Here is a 20,232-nt window from a genome sequence, read left to right as displayed (position 1 = left end):
TAAGATTTGATTTTTTATGATAACATCAAAAAAGTACGTTATGGCGCAAGATGGCCTGCCTGCATGGCAAACCCTTCAGACTTGCGGCAATTTTATATACAGGGCCATCTCCGGGAAAGCATGGCAGAAGAACATTCAGGTACAATGTTGATGGAAAAGTAAATTTCTTTGCATGGAAAATGGTTTTGTTAAAAGGGACATGGTTGTTACCGAATCTTCACAACGATGCGTAAAAGTATTGCTTGCCTGCCGATTTGTTTGTAGTATAAGTTCTACATTTCAAAAAGAGGGATCTAATGGAGATACAACCCGCCTGCCGCCAGTATCACCAACAACGTCACGTCATTCCCCAGCGACGCGCGCAGGATGCGCAGGGCCTTACGCATATGCTGCTCCACCGTGTTCACGGAGATGTTCAGTTTTTCCGCCACTTCCTTGTTGGACAGCTGTGCCTCGCGGCTTAACAGGAACACCGTCCGGCATTGCGGCGGCAGTTCTTCGATGCGGGCTTTCAGGTAAGTTTGCAATTCTTTTAATTCCAGCTGCAGGTTCACCTCCGGCGCCTGGAACCGCGGGTCTTTCCACAACGACTGGTCTTTCCGCAACTGCAGCAGCTGCTGACGGTGATAATTAAAGATGCGGTTTTTAAGGGCAACAAAAAGATAGTTTTCGGGAATGGTATCTTCGCGCAGCGCCGGCATTTGCCGGTAAAAAGAGAGGAACACGTCCTGCGCCAGTTCTTCCGCCGCGGCGGTATCACCGGTTTTTTTATACGCGATATTCACCAGGCGGATGAAATGCCGTTCATATATAATATTGAACGCTTTTTCATCTCCCCGCTGCCATAACGCGAATAATGCTGGATCACTATAGTTGGCGTACCGTGCTATGATGATAAAGTTTATTCAAATTTAGTAATATTTCGTACTTTTTTCGCGGTTTGCTGAATCGATTCAGCAAAAAATGAAAATCCCTTATATCGAATTGGTTATCAGTATACTATAAGAAAAAACAAAAAAAAGTCAAAAAAATCCCCCTGACCGACTAACGGCAACCGCCCGAAACCGTGTTTTTATTTACAGTTATACTTATGGAAGCACACGCTTTATATGAACTCTTGGAAAAATACCGGCAGGGCGCCTGCAGCCCCGAAGAGCTGGAACGCCTGGAACGCTGGTATGCATCGCTCGGTAAAGACCGGCCGGACCATCTTTTGGAAGAAGGCAGCGAAACGGCGCGGTTGCTGACCGAACAAAAATTACAGGAGCTGCACACTGCCGTGGGGCGGGAACAGCGAGTAGTGCCTTTCCGGAAAAGAGCGTTGCGATGGGCGGCCGTACTGGCCGGGCTGATCGCGCTGGCCGGCGGCGCCGCGTATTATTTCAAACCAACCTCGCGGCAGAGCCAGCTGGCGAAAGAATACCGCATACCTGCCGCGCACGTCCGCCATATTACCCTGCCAGACAGCAGCCTGGTAATATTACGTGCGGGCAGCCGCCTCGAATACCCGGAGGTTTTCAACGGCGGCACGCGTGAAGTAACGCTGGTGGGTGAAGCCTACTTCGATATCCGGCGCGATACCTCCAAAACTTTTGTGATCCACAGCGGCCGCCTGCGCACCACGGTGTTGGGCACGGCCTTTAATATCAAAGCATATGAAGGCGCTTCCGAAATAACGGTGTCGGTTACACGCGGAAAGGTGAAGGTGGAAACGGAGCACGAAGGAAAACTGCTCGCCGTGCTGATGCCCGACCAGCAGGTGGTGTACAACAACCTGGAAGCCGCCGCCATCCGGCAGCCGGTGATAGCGGATTCCGCCATACAGTGGGTGCGGAAAGACATGGTGTTCGAAAACCTGCCCTTCGCCACCGTTACACAGGCCATCGCCGCCCGTTATCACATCAATATCCGGTTCGAAAACGAAGAGCTCGCCTCCTGCCCCATCAGGGCTTCGTTCAATGGAACGGAATCGCTGGAAACGATCTTGTCTGTAGTTTGCGACATTCGCAATGCGTCGTATATAATAGAAGATGAAAACAATATCCTGATAACAGGAGAAGGATGTCAGCCAACAAATAATACTGCTAAGTAAAGAAGAACAGCAACACTATTCGTTAACAATAAAAACCGCGTTTCAAAACATGAAATGGGCCGCCGTACCGCCCGTTTAGGCCCCGCATTGCCAGACCATTCAAGACCGCCCGCATATCCGGAACAGGGCAAATACATTGCCACGGGGGGGCCGTATACCCGTAAGTCAACCAGGATTATTCTGTAACAACTAAACTGAAACTAGTTATGAAAACAAACGTAGCTGTGCAAAAACAGCTGGGAGGCTTCCTATTGCCTTTACTGATCTCCTTTTTCCTGGTGCTGCCCCTGCTGCTATCCGCATCGGGCAGCGCGCAGGATATGACCACGAAAAAAATCACGATGTCCCTCGCCAGGGAAACCCTTCGTAACGCGCTCGTAAAAGTTGAATCGCTTTCCGGCTTTCGTATCGCTTATCCGCCAGACCAGGTGTCGCGTTACCGTGGCATCAGCCTCTCCAAAGGCACGCGCACGGTGAAAGAGACGATTGCGCTGCTGCTGCGGAACACGCCTTTGCAATTCCGCCAGCAGGACGATATTATCGTTATTTACCGGCAGGAAGAAGGCAAAACCGAAACCGACACTACGGTAACGCCCTTAGCCGCGCCACGCCAGGAAACAAGGCAGCGCACCATTATCGGTTCCGTCACCGAAGTGCGCACCAACGTATCGCTGCCCGGCGTTACCGTGATGATCAAAGGCACTAACCGCGGTACGCAAAGCCAGGGAGACGGCACCTACAGCCTGCAGGTGCCGCCCGGGGCCACTACGCTGGTGTTCAGCTATATTGGCTACGCACCCAAAGAAGTGGAGCTCACTTCCTCCAACCAGCTGCACGTGGCGCTCGACCCTTCCAATACCGGGCTGGACGAAGTGGTGATCGTTGCGTACGGCGAACAGAAAAAACAGACCGTGACCGGCTCCATCGCCTCGCTTACCACCAAAGAGTTGCAGCAAAGCCCCGTATCCAATCTCACCAACGCGCTGGCAGGCCGTCTGCCCGGCCTCATCACCACGCAGCGCAGCGGCGAGCCCGGCGTGGACGCCAGCACGCTGTACATCCGCGGTATTGCAACACTGAACAGCGCCACGCCCATTTTTATGGTGGACGGCGTGGAACGCAGCATCGATTATGTAGACCCGAACGATATTGAAAGCCTCACCATTCTGAAAGACGCCGCCGCCACCGCCGTGCTGGGCATGCGCGGGGCGAACGGCGCAGTGCTGATCACCACCCGCCGCGGCAAATCGGGCGCGCCCAGCGTGAACTTCCGCGCGTCCGCCGGTATGCAGGAGGCCAACAAACTGCCGGAATACCTCGGCTCGTACGATTATGCGCGGCTGATGAATGAAGCGCTGGTGAACGACGGCGCGCAGCCCGCTTTTTCGGCTGAGCAGCTGGAAGCCTTTCGCAACGGCAGCGCGCCAAACACGGACTATTACAAGTTCATCATGAAAACCTCCCACGTGGGCCAGGCGAACCTGAACGTAAGCGGCGGCGGCAACGTGGCGCGCTATTTCATTTCCGCCGGCTACAATATTGCGGAAGGCAACTACCGTCATACCAAAACCAATAAAGAAGGGTACAACGGCAACAATGTCATGAAACGTTATAACCTGCGTGCCAACGTAGACGTGGACATCACGCCCAACCTCTCCGCCCGCCTCGACCTGGCCGGCATTCTTACAGACAGAACGGACGGCAACAACTCCGCCAGCACCATCATGAACCTGGCCAACCGCATGGCGCCCATCTACCCTATTTTTAACGAAGACGGCAGCATGTGGGGCAACGGTACTTTCCAGAGCAATATTTACGGGGAACTGTCGCAAAAAGGCTACCGCCGCTGGTATAACAATACCACGCAAGGCACGTTCGCCCTTACCCGCAAACTGGATTTCCTGACCAAGAACCTCAGCGCCAAACTTTCATTTTCTTATGACAACACCAATACTCCCAATGCCAGCTATGGCCGCAATTACGCCGTGTTTGAGCCCCTCCGCAACGCGCAGGGCGAAATCACCGGTTACAAACAATTCGGCAACGATACCCGCATAGACCCCAACGGCGGCTTCAGCGGCGGCGGCGCCGTGCGGCAGACCTACGTGGAAGCTACCGCCAACTGGAACCGTTCCTTCAAACAACACAACACCACCGCCATGCTGCTGTGGAACCGGCGCCTGCTGGAAAACGGCTCCAGCATTCCCAACGCCTACCAGTCGCTGTTATTCCGCGGAACGTACAATTACAACCAGAAATACCTGCTGGAAGTGAGCGCCTCCTACCAGGGCTCCGAGAACTTCCCGAAAGAAAGCCGCTTCGGCCTGTTCCCTTCCATCTCCGGCGGCTGGGTAGTATCTGAAGAACATTTTATCAAAGACAATGCGCCTTTCATCCGTTTCCTCAAACTGCGCGCTTCGTACGGCGAAGTGGGCAACGACCGCAGCGGCGGCGACCGTTTCCTCTGGTTCACTTCCTGGGGCGGGGCCGATCCCTATTATTTCGGCAACAACGCCAACCAGGCCAACGGCTGGGGCCAGGGCGCCATCGGCAACCCCGGCGTTACCTGGGAGCGCGGCAAACAGGTAGACCTCGGGCTGGACCTGCAAATGTGGAACGGCAAGCTGGACGTTACGCTGGACCTGTTTTCCCAGAAAAGAAGGAAAATATTGATTTCCCGGAGCACCCTTTCCGATGTGTTCGGCCAGAGCATCAAGGCGCAGAACATTGGCGCGGTAGACAACAAAGGCATAGAGTTCGAAGTTTCCCACCGCAATACCATCGGCAAATTCCGGTACCAGATCAAGCCTAATTTCACCTATGCAAAAAACGTGATCGTTTATAGCGACGAAGTGACCCGCAGCTATCCCTGGATGCGGCGCACCGGTCATCCTATCGGCACCAAGTTCGGCCTTATCGCCGACGGCTTTTTCCAGGATGCGGATGACGTGAGCAACAGTCCTTTTCAGAATTTCTCCGCTTACGGTCCCGGCGATATCAAGTACCGAAAACTCACCGGCAAAGAGTACGACTACATACAGGCCGGTTTCGACGAAACGCGCATTGGTTACAACCGCACGCCGGAGATCATGTACGGTACAACGCTGGCCGCGGGCTACGGCAACTGGGACCTCAGCGTGCTGTTCCAGGGCGCGGCGCATTCAGACGTAATGCTGAACAACGAAGCCGTATACGAATTTTTCCAGAGCGGGAAAGTAAAACCCTTCCACCTCGGCCGCTGGACGCCGGAAACCGCCGCCACAGCTACTTATCCACGACTTCACAGCAACACGCACGGCAACAACCATCGCGCTTCCTCCTTCTGGATCCGCAGCGCGGACTACCTGCGCCTCAAAAACGCGGAGATAGGTTACACCCTGCCCAAACGCTGGATCGCGCCGCTGAGCCTCTCCTATTTCCGCATTTATTTTAACGGCATGAACCTGTATACCTGGGACAAACTGGACGATTACCAGGTAGACCCGGAAATCGGCGACGGCAACGGCGCCATGTATCCCATTCAGCGTATCTGGAACTTCGGGATTGATGTAAAATTTTAACCACTCACCATTTAAGCTGATTCAGATGAAAAGTAATATTCTCCTCACGATATTTTTATTTTCCGCCCTGGCCCTGTTGCCGCATTGCAAAAAGGGCTTTCTTGACAGGGCGGCCACCACGCAGCAGCAGGACGTGGACATTTTTACCAGTTTTGCAATGACGGACCAGGTAGTGAACAACCTGTACAGCAAAATGCGCGGCACATACACCTATCTTGGCGGCTACAACATGGGCTCGGCTACGGACGAAGCCAAAGACGCCTCCAACTGGATGGGCTCCATGCGTTTCAACAACGGCTCCTGGTCGGGGAACGACAATCCCATCGGCAACACCTGGCGGGAAAACTATGTGGCCATCCGCCAGGCCAACACCATTCTCGAGAACGTAGCGAAGTTCAATACGCCAGACGATGCGAACAATCCCGGCACCCTGGAGATCAGGATCGGCGAGGTCTATTTCCTGCGCGCTTATTTCCTGTGGGAACTGATGCGGCAATTCGGCGGCGTGATCATCTTTACCAAACCCATCGAACAAACGGACCAGGAGGCGCTGAACCGCCCCCGCAATACCTACGACGAATGTGTGGCACAGGTACTGGCGGACTGCGACGAAGCGTTTAAACGCGTGTTGTTCTCCTACGATCCCAACACACAGGTGGGCCGCGTTACCAAAGGCGCCTGTCTCGCCCTGAAAGCCCGCGTATTGCTGTTTTCCGCCAGCCCGTTGTGGGCCAATGCCGGTAAAACCAGCTACCTCGCAGACATTGCCCCCGGCACGCTGGCTTCAGACCCCGCCAAATGGAAAAAAGCGGCGGACGCCGCCAAAGCGGTAATTGATCTGAAAGACGGCAACGGAAACACTGTGTACGCCCTGGAACCTACGCTGGCCGCCCGGCAGGATATGTTCAAAAGCAAAACGCTGCAAAGCAAAGAAGTGATCTTTGTACGCATGCGCGAAGCCAACCAGGACTACGACCGCTACATTTTCCCCAAAGGCTACGGCGGCTGGAGCGGTTGCGCTCCCGCGCAGGAACTGGTGGACGATTATGAAATGAACAACGGCCTGCCCATCGACGACCCGCTTTCCGGCTACGACGACACCCGGCCTTACACCAACCGCGATCCGCGTTTTTATACGGACATCCTCTACAACGGCGCCAACTGGAAAGGTCGCCAGGTAGAGACCTACGCCACGGGCCGCGACAGGCAAAGCACGGAAACAGACCACACCCGCACCGGTTATTTCACCCGCAAACTGGCGGACGAAGCCATTACACCCGGCCAGAGCGGCAGCCGATACATTCACGGCATCAATTACCGTCTCGCGGAAATGTACCTGAGTTATGCCGAAGCCCTCAACGAATACGAGCCCGCCAACACAGACGTGCTCACCTACGTGAACCTGATACGCACCCGCGCGGGCCAGCAGCCTTTGCCGGCCGGTCTTTCCCAGGCAGACATGCGCAAAAAGATACAGAACGAAAGGCGCATAGAACTTTGTTTCGAAAATCACCGTTTCTGGGACGTGCGCCGCTGGAAGATAGCGGAAGCCACGCAAAAAGAGATGTGGGGCATGCGGCCGATCGTAGACGCCGCCGCGCCGGACGGTTTCCGGTACGAACGTTTTAAAGTGGAAGACAGGTTGTGGAGAAACGCGATGTACGTGATCCCCATCACTACAGACGAAACGCTGAGAAACCCTAACCTGAAACAGAACGAAGGCTGGTAAGCCTCCCGCTCGTCATTACAAAACCCGCTGCTACAGCGGGTTTTGTGCTTTATACCGCTTACCCGGTTTACGCTTGTCGTATTTAACCCCATGATTGTCGCATACACACTGCGAGCGATTTGGAATTGCTGCCGACATTTGTACCGTAATAAAACGGCACCATATGAACATACAAGTTTTCTCCCGGATCTCACTCGCCATTGTTGCGGCTGTACTGGCTTCCTGTCAACCCCGCCCGAAGGATGGGCAAAATACTTCCGCCACATCCAAAGACACGGCTGCCATTCAACAGTTGAAACCTTCCGAAAGCGGTTACGCCGACGTAAACGGTTTAAAAATGTATTATGAAGTATACGGTGAAGGCAAACCCATTGTGCTGCTGCACGGCTCTTACATGAACATTCCCGTGAACTGGTCGGCGATCGTTCCGCTGATGGCCAAAGACCGGAAGGTGATCGTAACGGAAATGCAGGGCCATGGCCGCACGAAAGACATTCCCCGCGAGTTGAGCTATGAAGGAATGGCAGACGATGTGTCTGGCCTGCTGAAACATCTCAAAACAGACAGTGCAGACGTATTGGGCTACAGCATGGGCGGCGGCGTTGCTTTCCAGATGGCGGTGCGGCATCCCGAACAGGTACGCAGGCTCGTGATACTGTCCGGCACTTATGCGCATGATGGATGGTGGCCCGAAGTGGAAAAGAGTTTCGCATCATTCACGCCCGATATGTTCAGAGGCACGGCGATACAAAAACAATACGACAGTCTTGGCAACGATCCCGCGCATTTCGACGAGTTTATTAAAAAGGTGATCAGTATAGATTTGAAGCCCTACGACTGGTCGAAAGAAGTAAAAAACATCAAAGCCCCGATACTCATGGCCATCGGCGATGCAGACGGCGTGCGGTACGAACATGCGTTGGAACTGTTCCGCGCCAAAGGCGGCGGGAAAATGGGCGACCTGGAAGGACTGCCGAAATCCCGGCTGGCGATTTTACCGGGCACCACGCATATCGGCATGATGCAGAGGACGAACATCCTGGTACCGATGGTCACCGACTTCCTGGATGCCGACCTGGATGCGCCGCCGCCCACGTTTTAAATATATTTCAAAAGAACCCGGCAAGACCTGCGCACAACGCGGGTCTTGTTTTATTCACCGATTACCGGCCCGTAAATCTCACGCAAAGCGCCGGTGTCGAACACGTCTTTCGCGCATACAACGGGGAATCATTCAGGATGCCCGGCCGGAAATCGGGAACAGACAAAAAACAAGCCGCACGAAACGCAACGTTCATGCGGCTTTTCTCTTATCAAAGCAAACGATGTACTTATGCTGAAAGATGCGGGTATTGTTCGTAAAACTTCTTCCTGAAATACCGCCCCATCAAACCGAACTTTCCCTGCAGCTCACCCATGCCCTGTACTTTCATGATGCCTTCCCCATACAGCGCGGATTCCGGCGGGCGGCGCACTTCGCCGTAATAGATAACGTCTGTGTGGTTGCCTTCGATGTCCATGCTCATTTTTAAAGGTTTTTGCCCCATTATTGACGAGAGGCGCGTTACTTTTTCGGCATTGGTGATGGCGGCCGTTCTGGCGCCCAGGAGGCGGAATTTGTCGAACACGAGATGTTCCCTGGCTTCGCCTTCTTCAAAAAAAAGATAATGCAGGTCGTTGCCGCTCAGTACCAGGTAAGCCGCGTGATCGGCTTCGCGGTAACGGGCTTTTACGCCTACCATGGCCCAGGCGGCTGTTTTAGCCGCGGTGGCGGCGGCCGATTTCATTTTGTTGCCTACCGTGGTAATATGCGCGCATTGGGTGAAAGCGTCGATCGGTGCATCCTGCATTTGTTCTTTGATGGCCCCGAAATGACTGGTCAATAATTCGTTCTGTATCTGCCCGGCCTGTGCCAGCGCATCTTCACCGGCATACTTTTGTTGGGTGGCTTTGTGTTTTTTCATGTAAAACACCATAAATATGCCATAGGCCACAAAGATTACAATAACGATCGGAATGATAAGTGACATTTTCAATACTTAAAGGGGTGAATAATAAGGAGGTTATACCCGTTTTGATTTGATGATCTTCGGCTTGTCTTCGTCGTCCTTCCCCGTCAGCATAAATACGAACCCGGCAAGGCCGATCACCAGCGTGATAATAGCCGCCGCGATCTTTCCAAAGATGCTGATCATAACGGATGCGATGAGGATGACAAGGAAGAACTGCCTGCCGCCGAGATTGTCGAAGTGGAACATGACCCAGGCGAGGTAGCCGAATACGCCGAGTATCACCAGGGCTTCAGAGATCTTTAATATGGACCGGGTTATCTTCATTTTTCGGATATGGTTTTTTACCGGGCTCAAAATACGGTGAAAGGGCTTTTTGGAAGGGAGCTAATCGATATTCGCCGGGGGAAAATCCATATCCGTATTAAAAACGTCCCGGCTTCGCTGACGCATTTCCCCGGAGACTGTTTATCTCCCCGATCCGCCGGCCAAATATGTGATTTGTCCACCATTTACAGTGAAAAGTAGGACAATCCGGTGGCGCCATGGCGTATTTTTGCACTATCGTTCCAAACCGGGAAATATGAAAAACAATATTCCTGTATTACAGATAAAAGAAAACATTTCGGGGGTGCACATCGAAAAGATCACCGATACCGTTTTTGAATCGCTGTACGATTCCGTCGGCCAGCTGCACCGCAACGATCACAACGTTTGTATCCTGCTGAACCGCGGCAGCATCGAGCTGATGGTCGATTTCAAAAACTTCGCCCTTTCCCCGCAAACGTTGCTTTTCCTGCAGCCCGGCCAGATCCAGCGGATGGTCTGCTTCGGGAAAAACAGCGACGGATGGATATTGTTCCTCGACAATAAACTGATAGACGAGCACGCCAGGCTGATGATCGAAGAGGCATTGTTCAATGGCCCGCTGGTGGCGCTTTCCCCGGCAGACGTATTATGGTTCACCCGGTATTTCGAACTGCTGTATCAAACCTACTACGACGAAGCGCTGGACAATTTTCACAAACCTGCCGTCAATGCCCTGGTGGTGCCCGGCATTTTCAAGGTCGCCGCGGCTTTCCGGGTAAATGCAAGGTCTGCCGCAGGCGCGTATTCACAAAGAAGCATCGAATTGACGATCAATTTTAAAAGACTGGTCAGGAAACATTACCGGGAACTGAAAAAACCGAACGATTATGCGGAGCTCATGAACTTATCCATCAGTTACCTGAACGACACGATAAAGTCCGTCACAGGCTTCACGGCGTCTTATTTCATCCAGCAGGAAATGCTCCGGGAAGGCCAGCGGCTGCTTTGTTATTCAGACCAGACCATCAAAGAGATCGCGGCGTACCTTGGTTACGACGATGCCAAATATTTCAACCGCATCTTCACCAAACTGGCCAAAATTTCTCCCGGGCGTTTCAGAAGTAATTTCAAATCAAACAAAACCATGAGCCTGCCTGTTGTCAAAAACAGGCCCCTGTAACCCCACCCGAAAAATACCGGTTTATACTGCCAGGAACACATGAGAAAAAAAGCTTTCAGAAAAGGCTTTCGGGGCTTTATGCGCCCAAAAGCCAAAGTAGCAATAACATAAAAATGAAAAGGATCAACAACAGGAATATCATAAAATCCGGCATCTGTCTGGTGTGTATGGCGGGTTTCATAACCGGGGCGCAGGCCCAGCCGGTGAGCGACACGGCCCTTACACTCTCGTTGCGGGATGTGATCGGAAAGGCCAAAGAATCCAACAAACTGGTAGCTGTGATGAAAACGGAGGAAAGCGCCACCCGCCTGGACCTGGAAGAGGCCAGGGCGGGCGCGCTCCCCCGTATCAACGCCAGCGGTTCTTACCAGCGGTATACCCGTGTAACGCTGTACGACGGCGTTTGGGGCGACCCGCATTCCATCACCAAACCGCCCAACGCCAACGCCGGCGGCCTGGCGCTCGAAACATCCTTTAACCTGTATGCGGGCGGGCGGCAACGGTATATCGTCACCGATTCCAGGCATAAGAACGAGCTGGCCTCCATCAACATCGAAGAACAAAAAGCGAATACCGGCCTGCAGGCCGCGCTGCATTACCTGGAGCTGATCCGGTATTATTACCAGGGCCGGCTGATCAGCGACCAGGTAACCCGCGCCAGGACGCGTTCGCAAAACATCGCAGCATTGTACGCCAACGGCAAGATCACCAAAAGCGATGTGCTGCGGGCGGACGTGTTATTGTCCAACGTACTGTTAAACGAAACCGCGAATAAAAACGACTACCGCATTAGCAACCGCCGGCTGAACATCCTGCTGGGCATCGGGGAATTTACAGTCATCATCCCGGCAGACACGGCTTCCCTCTCCGTTGCCGACAGTCTTGAGAATGATCTGCACACCGGCGGTTTCCCCGGCAACTACGCCATTTTAAAAGCCGGCAAAAATATCGAGCTGCAGGAAAACAGGACGCGGCTCGCCCAATCGTTCAACAAGCCCGCCATTGCGCTTTTCGGCGGTTACGGGTTTAATTACCCGAACACTTTTATGTTCCCGCCGGTAGCGCAAACCTTGTCCGTTGGCACGGCCGGCGTAAAAGTGACGTACGAAATATCGTCGCTTTACCAGCATAAAAACAATTTAAGATCTTCGCGCATGCGGGAAACGGCTTTAGCGCAGCAGAAAGACTGGATCACGGAAAACGTACGGCTGGAAGCCAAAGCGCTGGAAATAAAATACTATGAAGCGGTGCACCGGGTCCATGTTACGAAGAAATCGATCGAACAGGCGGAAACGAACTACCATATCCAGAACACGAAATACTTCAACCAGCTTTCGTTGTTAACCGATCTGCTGGACGCGGACAATCTTTACCAGGAATCGAGATTCAATTACCTGCAGGCTAATATCGCGGCAATGTCCATTTATTACCGTTTACTTTTTATCACCGGAAAATTATAATGATCATAATGAAGCCGAAAAAGAATAAAAAAAGCATTGCGAACAAACTCAGTATAGCCGTTGCGTTGCTGGTGCTGACCGTCGCGCTGGTCTATTTTGTTCGTTATCTCGTGTACATGGGCAAATACGAGGACACGAACGACGCGCAGGTCGAATCCTTCATCAACCCCGTTTCCGCCAGGGCGGGCGGCTTTATAAAAGAAGTGCTGTTCAGCGAGCACGAACCGGTAAAACAGGGCGACACGCTGGTAATACTGGACGACAGGGAATATATCCAGAAAGTGAAAGAAGCCGAATCGATGCTGGAAGACACGAGGGCGCAGCAGGAAATACTCGCGGCTTCCATCGAATCGGCGCGGAACGCCACTTTGATCAACCAGGACCAGATCGGTTCCGCCAAAGCAAGGTTATGGCAGCAGGAACAGGAAGTGAAACGGTTCAAAAACCTGCTGAGCGCCGAAGCCGTTACCTTATCCGATTTCGAGCAGGTGCAAACGAGGTACGATGTATCGAAAAGCGATTACAACGCCACCGTCAACGGTTTGAAAACCGGCAACAGCAAAGTGCGCGAGCTGGAGGCCCGGTATAACGCCGTTTCCGCCGCGCGCAAACGCGCCGAAGCCTTGCTTAACCTTGCAAAGCTTAACCTGGGTTATACCGTCATCACTTCGCCTTACACGGGGTTCACCGGGCGGAAAAACATCCTCGCCGGGCAGCAGGTGCAGCCGGGGCAGCCGCTGGTATCCGTTGTGAATAACCGGGACAAATGGGTGATCGCGAATTTTAAGGAGACCCAAGTTTACGGCATGTATATCGGGCAGCCGGTGGAGATCAGGGCGGACGCGGCGCCGGGGAAGGTCTTTACCGCAAAGATCGCGGCCATTTCCGCTTCCACCGGCTCGAAATTCTCCCTGTTCCCTGCGGATAATTCAACGGGAAATTTTGTGAAAGTGGTGCAACGCGTGCCGGTAAAAATACTTTTTGATGATAGTACCGTTGAAGAATTGAAGGCGGGCATGAACGTAAAAGTGACCGTCAGGAAAACAAAAAATAAATAATCATGGCCGCGCAAAATGCGTATTTCCATCCCAGGTTCAACGGGTATACCGGGCTCGTCAGGCTGGCGCTGATCTTTATTTTGTTCGCCGGCATTGCGCAGTTCGCGTCTTTCGGCATCATCCAGGCGCATGTGATCTCCTATTACGGCGCACAGCCGGAAGACGTGACCTTTGCATTCCAGATCACCTATGTGGGCATCATCACCACCCTGCCGGTACAATTCAGAACGTACCGGTTTTTCAACACCCGCAGGTACCTTGTCATCGCTTTCCTGGCGGGCATCCTGCTGAATACCGGCTGCCTGCTCACGCAGGACCTGGTGGTTTTTACGGCGCTCCGTTTCCTGACCGGCGTGGTAACCTGCATTATCGCGGGGTGTATGCTGCTTTCGATCTTCACCACCCTGCCCGAGCCTAAAAGGATGCTGGTGGGCATATCCATATTTTTCCCGCTGATCCTGGCGGCCGGTCTGATCGTCGGCATCGGTGCCTCCTGGGCGGTGGAAAGAATGGACTGGACCGCGATGTATTACGGGCTGATCGCCTTGCAGGTACTGGCCATGCCGCTGTGCGTAATCGTTTTTAAAGAAAAGCCCGATGTGAAGCCGTATCCCTTGTACCAGGTAGACTGGTTCGGCGCCGTTCTTTTTATGTTTGGCGCAGCGGCCGCGGCGTTTGTAATGATCTACGGTCCGAAACGTTACTGGCTGAACGACCGCGAAATAAGAAACGCCGTCGTATCTGGCGTGATCATGACGGCGCTTTTCCTGTACAGGCAGGCGACCGTTAAAAGACCGCTTATCCATCTCAGCGTTTTCAGGCACGGCAAATTTGTTTTCGCGATCCTGCTGATGGTGGTGTTTTACGGGGCACGGGACAGCATAAACCTGCTCTACGGTTATTCAGCCGGCATTTTAGGCTGGAGCGCGGGCGATATCGTGAATGCCGGCATGTTCAATGTTGCCGGTGTGGTGCTGGGCACGCTCGTGGCGGTAAAGGTCATTCTCGTGAAAAAACAAAACCTGCCTTTTTTATTGCTGGGCGGGTTTGCGTTAATGGCGTATTATCATTTCTGGGTACATCTCCATATCACGCCTGATCTTTCTTTCGCGCAGATCTCCATCCCTGTTTTTTTGCAGGGTTTGAGCTGCGGATTGCTCTTCGTTCCCATTACCGTGTTCTGCATGGCCTCCATCCCGCAAACCACGGGCATGACGGGAATCGTGGTGTGCACTTACGCCCGTTTTGCCGCCACGCTGAATTCAATTTCGGGGTTCAATACTTTGCAGTTGAATTATAACCAGCGGCACAGGGAAAATCTTTCAGGCAATTTTGCCGCCGGAAATGAACTGCTTTCACAAAGACTGGAATTTTACAAGAGTTTTTTTATGTCGAAAGGATACAGCCAGGGCGAAACCACGGGCCTCTCGAATGCGCTGGTAGCCAAATCGGCCGGGGTGCAAAGCCAGCTACTGACGATCCGGGAAATATTTTACCTGTTGGGGATGTGCATGGCGGCGACGGTGATCGTTTTGATCGGTTTCGCCGTGGTCAGCAAAATAAAAACGGCGAAGGTCGAAAGGCTCATCGACCGGAAAATTATCTCCGAAGCTTAACAGCAGTTCCGCTCCGGGCTTCCGGACGCAAAGCCGGAAACAGCCGTAAGCGCGCGGTTTAACGTCGATGGCGGCACGCCCGCCACACAATCATCTTAGGATCAATCGTTTATAAACGGCTGGCGGGAATAAAAAAAGATTTTTCGGCCGGCCGTTTATGAAATTGAGAACCGCAAACCCCTGGGAGCTTGACCGTAAATTATTATATTGCGTGCCGGCACAGTTATACTAGCAGATATGACCGGCGATAACGTAATACTTTATTCGTCCATTCTTTTGATCGAAGACGATCCAGACGACCGTGAACTCTTTATTCAAGCCATCGATGCCATCAGCAATGGCAATCCTATCGAGGTGCGTACCGCTCCCAACGGGGCAGACGGTCTTAAGCTGCTGCAGCAGAAAACACCCGACATCATTTTTTCGGATGTGAACATGCCCGTGATGGACGGCTTCCAGTTTGCGCTGGCGGTCTACGATCATTTTCCTTCCCTGAAAGTTCCCATCGTGTTTATGTCCACTGCCAATCTCCACCGCGATATCGTTTACGCTGAAATGCTGAATGTGATCCACTATATCCGGAAACCGGGCGCGGTAAGCGAACTGGAAAAAGAAGTGGCGCAGGTGCTCAGCAACCGTTATTTGTCGTAAAACATCGGGGATTAATGCCAGCTGTGGCCGCAGTGGCGGCATACAGGTTCATGACCCGCTGCGTCGGCACTCTCACCGAATATTTATCGTTTCCGCGGATGGCGAAATACCAGGTATCATCAGACCACATAAAGACAAATCTAACTCGATTTCCGCACCACCAGCTCCGTTTTTAATACTTTGATGATCGCCTTCCAGTCCGCCACCTCGCGGTTGATCTGGTCGATCAGCAATTGCGCGGCCGCCTGGCCGATCTCTTTCACCGGCTGCGCCACGGTAGTGAGCGCAGGATCTATCAGCCCGGACACAAAATCGTTGCTGAAACCTACCACGGCAATGTCTTCCGGCACTTTCAGCCCGCGTTTTTTTATGACCTGTATCGTTTCGATCGCGGTGGGGTCGTTTACGGCGAAGATCGCATCCGGCGGGTTTTCCAGGTTCAGCAGGTGGTTTACGTAAATTTTCACTTTATCGATGTTCAGGTCGTAAGAGATCACCAGCTCTTCGTCGAACGGCACATTATGCTTGCGTAGCGCGGCTTTGTAGCCGTTAAGCCTTTTTTCGCTGATCTTCAGCGACGATGGCCCGGCCAAATGCGCGATCCGCTTGCGGCCGCGCCCGATGAGGTGGCACACGGCGCGGAACGACCCGTCGTAATCGTCCACGATCACTTTCGGCACATCCATTTCATCGCACACGCGGTTAAAAAATACGATGGGAATGCCTTTGCGCTGGAAGATTTTCAGGTGGTCGAAGTTCCGCGTTTCTTTCGTGATAGACACCAGGATGCCGTCTACCTGGTTGGCCAGCATCACGCGCGTGTTGGCCACCTCGGTTTCGTAGGTTTCGTCTGACTGGCAGATCACCGTGGAATATCCCGCTTTGCTGGCCACTTCCTGCGCGCCGATGATGGCTTTTGGGAAATAGGAACTGTGAAATTCCGGCACGATGATACCGATGGTGTTCGTTTTTTTGGTGATCAGGCTGATGGCCAGCATATTTCGCTGGTAATCGAGCTTTTCCGCCAGTTCCAGCACGGCCTGCCGCGTATCCGGTTTCACGCTTTTGTGGCCGGTGAGCGCGCGGGACACGGTGGATTTCGAAAGGTTCAGCTCCTTCGCGATGTCGATAATGGTAACCTGATGACGCTTCATACCGCTAAGGAACAAAATATTTTCATTTATGGGAACATTCCCGCAAATTGGGAATGTTCCCAATTTACCATGCGTCATTTTTTTATACGCGGAATTGTTGTTAGTTACAATCTTTGGCCGTCAACTAAATTCACACGTATGAAGAAACTGATGCTTATCACCGGCACGCCGCTGCCCGTTTACACCACGTTGCATCCATTCCCCCGCCTCTCCGTTACCTATATCGTTCATTCTAAAAACAAATTGGTTCCATGAATGCCAGGATCATTACCACACTGATGTTGTGTTTGGCCGTTTTTACCGCCGGCTTCGCACAAACGCCGGCCGCTTCCCCCGGCGGGAACAGAACGGTTACCGGGAAAATCACCGATAATACGGGCGAGCCGCTGCCCGGCGTTACCATTTTGCTGAAAGGAGCAAAAGCGCAGGCCATGACCAACGAGATGGGCTTCTATTCCATCCGCATCGGGTCGGCCACTAACGCCGTGCTTGTATTTTCTTTCGTCGGTTTTCATACCAAGGAAGCGAAACTCGGCCCCACCGCCACCGTGTACAACACCACCCTGGAGCCTTCCGTAAGAGGGCTGAACGACGTGGTGGTGATCGGGTACGGCAGCATAAAAAGAAAAGACGTGACCGGTTCGGTGGGCGAAGTGAAGGTGGAAGACATGCAAAAAGCGCCCGTGCCCAGCTTTGAGCAGGCGCTGGCCGGCAGGGTGGCCGGTTTGCAGGTTTCCGCGACGGACGGTCAGCCCGGCGCCCCCATGCAGATCGTGATCAGGGGCAATAACTCCGTTACGCAGGATAACTCTCCCCTGTTCGTGATAGACGGTTTCCCCGTGGAGCAGCCGGACAACAACGCCATCAATCCCGCCGAGATAGAATCCATCGAAGTATTGAAAGATGCGTCCGCCACCGCCATTTACGGCGCCCGCGGCGCAAACGGGGTGATCATCATCACCACCAAAAAAGGCAAGATGGGCACGCCCACTGTGTCTTATCAAACCTGGATGGGCACGCAGAAGATCCCGAAACAGCAGGAAATGATGGACCCGTACGAATTCGTGAAATACCAGCTGGAAGTGAATCCCGCGTTGTATACCGACGTTTACCTCAGAGACGGCAAAACGCTGGAAGACTACCGGAACGTGGAAGGCATCAACTGGCAGGACCTTGTGTTCCGCAAGGCCTTCATGCAAAATCACAACCTCGCCCTGCGCGGCGGCACCGACCGTACCAAATATTCCTTTTCAGGCAATATGATGTCGCAGGACGGCATCATCATCAACAGTGGCTTCAACCGTTACCAGGGAAGATTGGTGCTGGACCAGACCGTGTCTGACAAACTGAAAGCGGGTATGAACGTAAACTACACCGCCACCAAAACCTACGGAACATTTGCGAGCACTACTTCACAGGGCAATACGTCGAGCCTGATGTACAGCATCTGGGGTTACCGCCCCGTTACCGGCGATCCTGAAACGGACGTATCGATCATCGACGAGCCGTTCGACCCCGCAGTGGACCCGATGAACGAATACCGCGTCAATCCCGTTATTTCCAACAAAAACGAATACAATCCCCGCTTCGGCAACACGCTTACCGCGAACGCCTACGTGGAATACAAACCGATCAAACACCTTACGCTGCGCGTTACCGGCGGTCTTACCAAAATCGCGGTGCGGCAGGACATTTTCAACAATTCCAACACCCGCCTCGGCAACCCGAAAAGCAGCGTGCAGGGCGTGAACGGTTCGGTAGACAATGCCGAGACCACCAACCTGCTGAATGAAAACACCCTTACCTACGCCCGCGTGTTCAATAAAAAACACAGCCTGAACGTAGTGGGCGGCGGTTCTTTGCAGCAGGTTTCGTACTACCGTTACGGTTATACCGCCAGCCAGGTGCCGAACGAATCGCTGGGCATGAGCGGGCTGGACGAAGGCATCATCAACACCGCTCCCACCGTGAGATCGACCAACAGGCTGATGTCTTTCCTCGGGCGTGTGAATTACAGCTACGACGGCAAATATCTCTTTACCGCTTCTTTCCGTTCAGACGGCTCTTCCAAATTCCCCGACGGCAACAAATGGGCCTATTTCCCTTCCGGCGCGGTGGCATGGCGGCTGATCGAAGAACCTTTCATGAAGGGCATCACCTGGCTGTCTGACGCCAAAGTGCGCGCCGGTTACGGTCTTACGGGCAACAACCGAGTGGCGGACTTCGCGTATCTTTCTTCCCTCCAGCAATTCCCCTACTCCGGCTACGTGTTCGGCAACTCCGTGATGAAAGGCACCATTCCCAGCAATCTCGGCAACCAGACACTGAAGTGGGAAACCACCGCGCAGACGGACTTCGGTATCGACGTAGGTTTCTTCAAAAACCGCATCACGCTCACCACCGACTATTACAAAAAAAATACGAAAGATCTTCTCCTTTTCGCCACCCTCGCCCCTTCCACCGGCTATCTCAGCGGTTACCGCAACGTAGGCCGCGTGTCTAACGAAGGGCTGGAGTTCACGCTTAACACCATCAATATCCAGAACAAAAAATTCACCTGGAGCAGCAACTTCAACATCTCCTTCAACCGCAACCGGGTAGTGCAGCTGAACGAAGGCGAGCCCAGCTACGCTTCGCGCATCACCTGGGGCAACTTCAACAATGCCTATCCGCACATCGCGATACCGGGCCATCCCATCGCCATGTTCTACGGCTTTTTGTTCGACGGCATTTACCAGTTCAGCGACTTCAACCAGCTGGCCAACGGTACTTACGTGCTGAAAGATAATATCCCGGACAATGGCTCTCCCCGCGCCAATATCAAACCGGGGTACGTGCGGTATAAAGACATCAACCAGGACGGGCAGGTAGACAACAGCGACCTTACGCTCATCGGCAACCCCAACCCGGTCCATGCCGGCGGCTTTTCCAACAACTTCACCTACGCCAATTTCGACCTGAACGTATTTTTCCAGTGGAGCTACGGCAACGACCTGCTGAACGCCAACCGCATCGTGTTCGAGAACGGCGAGGCCAGAAGTTATCTCAACATGTTCAAATCGTACGAAAAACGCTGGACGCCCGAAAACCCCAGCAACGAGTTGTACCGCGTAGGCGGCCAGGGCCCGCTGGTGTATTCTTCGCGCACGATAGAAGACGGCTCGTACCTGCGGCTGAAAACCGTGGCGCTGGGCTACAACGTGCCGGCGAAGGTGTTGAAAAGGGCGCATATCCAGGCGCTGCGCGTGTACGGATCGGCGCAGAACCTTATCACCTGGACCAATTACAGCGGCCCTGATCCCGAAGTGTCCGTACGGCCTTCCGCGCTCACGCCGGGCTTCGACTGGTCTGCCTACCCGAAAGCCAGGACCGTCACCTTCGGTCTCGATCTCACTTTTTAACATTAAAAGATCT

General features: G+C 53.3%; 14 protein-coding genes. 10 read left to right on the top strand and 4 right to left on the bottom strand.

Features of this window, described 5'->3' with window-relative positions; genetic code table 11:
• Positions 1-293 precede the first annotated feature (293 nt).
• Positions 294-890, bottom strand: a complete 597-nt coding sequence (locus J7I43_RS24705; RefSeq protein ID WP_317197065.1) for an RNA polymerase sigma-70 factor — start codon at positions 888-890, stop codon at positions 294-296.
• Between the two features lie 200 nt (positions 891-1,090).
• Between J7I43_RS24705 and J7I43_RS08100 the strand changes: the two genes are divergently transcribed.
• From J7I43_RS08100 to J7I43_RS08085, 4 genes are all read left to right on the top strand, one after another.
• On the top strand, positions 1,091-2,092 hold the full coding sequence (locus J7I43_RS08100) for a FecR family protein (protein ID WP_209145067.1): 1,002 nt from the start codon (positions 1,091-1,093) through the stop codon (positions 2,090-2,092).
• Positions 2,093-2,298: 206 nt separating this feature from the next.
• Positions 2,299-5,652, top strand: coding sequence for a TonB-dependent receptor (locus J7I43_RS08095; RefSeq protein WP_209145065.1), 3,354 nt, complete (start codon positions 2,299-2,301; stop codon positions 5,650-5,652).
• A 25-nt stretch (positions 5,653-5,677) separates the two neighbouring features.
• A complete protein-coding gene (locus J7I43_RS08090) occupies positions 5,678-7,381 on the top strand; it encodes a RagB/SusD family nutrient uptake outer membrane protein (RefSeq protein WP_209145063.1) in 1,704 nt (567 codons plus the stop codon).
• 163 nt (positions 7,382-7,544) lie between these two features.
• Positions 7,545-8,483, top strand: coding sequence for an alpha/beta fold hydrolase (locus J7I43_RS08085; protein WP_209145060.1), 939 nt, complete (start codon positions 7,545-7,547; stop codon positions 8,481-8,483).
• Between the two features lie 229 nt (positions 8,484-8,712).
• On the opposite strand, the gene J7I43_RS08080 is transcribed toward J7I43_RS08085, so the two are convergent.
• Positions 8,713-9,411: a hypothetical protein gene (locus J7I43_RS08080; RefSeq protein WP_209145058.1), complete on the bottom strand. Its 699-nt coding sequence runs from the start codon at positions 9,409-9,411 to the stop codon at positions 8,713-8,715.
• A 33-nt stretch (positions 9,412-9,444) separates the two neighbouring features.
• Positions 9,445-9,717 carry a hypothetical protein gene (locus J7I43_RS08075; protein WP_209145056.1) on the bottom strand — a complete coding sequence of 91 codons (273 nt, stop codon included), beginning with the start codon at positions 9,715-9,717 and terminating at the stop codon, positions 9,445-9,447.
• Between the two features lie 256 nt (positions 9,718-9,973).
• Between J7I43_RS08075 and J7I43_RS08070 the strand changes: the two genes are divergently transcribed.
• The 5 genes from J7I43_RS08070 to J7I43_RS08050 all read left to right on the top strand — a co-directional run bounded on the left by J7I43_RS08070 (position 9,974) and on the right by J7I43_RS08050 (position 15,664).
• Entirely contained in the window at positions 9,974-10,879 is a 906-nt protein-coding gene (locus J7I43_RS08070) for a helix-turn-helix domain-containing protein (RefSeq protein ID WP_209145054.1), read from the top strand.
• 113 nt (positions 10,880-10,992) lie between these two features.
• Entirely contained in the window at positions 10,993-12,339 is a 1,347-nt protein-coding gene (locus J7I43_RS08065; RefSeq protein WP_209145052.1) for a TolC family protein, read from the top strand.
• Positions 12,340-12,347: 8 nt separating this feature from the next.
• The gene (locus J7I43_RS08060; RefSeq protein ID WP_209145050.1) at positions 12,348-13,397 is read left to right on the top strand and encodes an HlyD family secretion protein; all 1,050 of its coding nucleotides are present in this window, start codon (positions 12,348-12,350) and stop codon (positions 13,395-13,397) included.
• Between the two features lie 2 nt (positions 13,398-13,399).
• The gene (locus J7I43_RS08055) at positions 13,400-15,013 is read left to right on the top strand and encodes an MFS transporter (protein ID WP_209145048.1); all 1,614 of its coding nucleotides are present in this window, start codon (positions 13,400-13,402) and stop codon (positions 15,011-15,013) included.
• Positions 15,014-15,250: 237 nt separating this feature from the next.
• Positions 15,251-15,664, top strand: a complete 414-nt coding sequence (locus J7I43_RS08050) for a response regulator (protein ID WP_209145046.1) — start codon at positions 15,251-15,253, stop codon at positions 15,662-15,664.
• 140 nt (positions 15,665-15,804) lie between these two features.
• Here J7I43_RS08050 and J7I43_RS08045 read toward each other — a convergent pair whose 3' ends face one another.
• A complete protein-coding gene (locus J7I43_RS08045; protein WP_209145044.1) occupies positions 15,805-16,818 on the bottom strand; it encodes a LacI family DNA-binding transcriptional regulator in 1,014 nt (337 codons plus the stop codon).
• A gap of 251 nt (positions 16,819-17,069) precedes the next feature.
• On the opposite strand from J7I43_RS08045, the gene J7I43_RS08040 reads away from it, so the two are divergent.
• On the top strand, positions 17,070-20,219 hold the full coding sequence (locus J7I43_RS08040) for a SusC/RagA family TonB-linked outer membrane protein (protein ID WP_209145042.1): 3,150 nt from the start codon (positions 17,070-17,072) through the stop codon (positions 20,217-20,219).
• The last annotated feature ends 13 nt before the right edge of the window (positions 20,220-20,232 follow it).

It is taken from the genome of Chitinophaga chungangae (genome assembly GCF_017742215.1).
Taxonomy (GTDB): domain Bacteria; phylum Bacteroidota; class Bacteroidia; order Chitinophagales; family Chitinophagaceae; genus Chitinophaga; species Chitinophaga chungangae.
Note: the sequence above shows the minus strand (reverse complement) of the source record. Positions and strands in the feature narration are given on the sequence as shown.

Excerpts from the sequence above, each read along its gene's own strand:
- J7I43_RS08060 (WP_209145050.1), top strand. The coding sequence starts at position 12,348 with ATGAAGCCGAAAAAGAATAAAAAAAGCATTGCGAACAAACTCAGTATA.
- J7I43_RS08100 (WP_209145067.1), top strand. The coding sequence starts at position 1,091 with ATGGAAGCACACGCTTTATATGAACTCTTGGAAAAATACCGGCAGGGC.
- J7I43_RS08055 (WP_209145048.1), top strand. The coding sequence starts at position 13,400 with ATGGCCGCGCAAAATGCGTATTTCCATCCCAGGTTCAACGGGTATACC.
- J7I43_RS08095 (WP_209145065.1), top strand. The coding sequence starts at position 2,299 with ATGAAAACAAACGTAGCTGTGCAAAAACAGCTGGGAGGCTTCCTATTG.
- J7I43_RS08050 (WP_209145046.1), top strand. The coding sequence starts at position 15,251 with ATGACCGGCGATAACGTAATACTTTATTCGTCCATTCTTTTGATCGAA.
- J7I43_RS08090 (WP_209145063.1), top strand. The coding sequence starts at position 5,678 with ATGAAAAGTAATATTCTCCTCACGATATTTTTATTTTCCGCCCTGGCC.
- J7I43_RS08065 (WP_209145052.1), top strand. The coding sequence starts at position 10,993 with ATGAAAAGGATCAACAACAGGAATATCATAAAATCCGGCATCTGTCTG.
- J7I43_RS08085 (WP_209145060.1), top strand. The coding sequence starts at position 7,545 with ATGAACATACAAGTTTTCTCCCGGATCTCACTCGCCATTGTTGCGGCT.
- J7I43_RS08040 (WP_209145042.1), top strand. The coding sequence starts at position 17,070 with ATGAATGCCAGGATCATTACCACACTGATGTTGTGTTTGGCCGTTTTT.
- J7I43_RS08075 (WP_209145056.1), bottom strand. The coding sequence starts at position 9,717 with ATGAAGATAACCCGGTCCATATTAAAGATCTCTGAAGCCCTGGTGATA.
- J7I43_RS08080 (WP_209145058.1), bottom strand. The coding sequence starts at position 9,411 with ATGTCACTTATCATTCCGATCGTTATTGTAATCTTTGTGGCCTATGGC.
- J7I43_RS08070 (WP_209145054.1), top strand. The coding sequence starts at position 9,974 with ATGAAAAACAATATTCCTGTATTACAGATAAAAGAAAACATTTCGGGG.
- J7I43_RS08045 (WP_209145044.1), bottom strand. The coding sequence starts at position 16,818 with ATGAAGCGTCATCAGGTTACCATTATCGACATCGCGAAGGAGCTGAAC.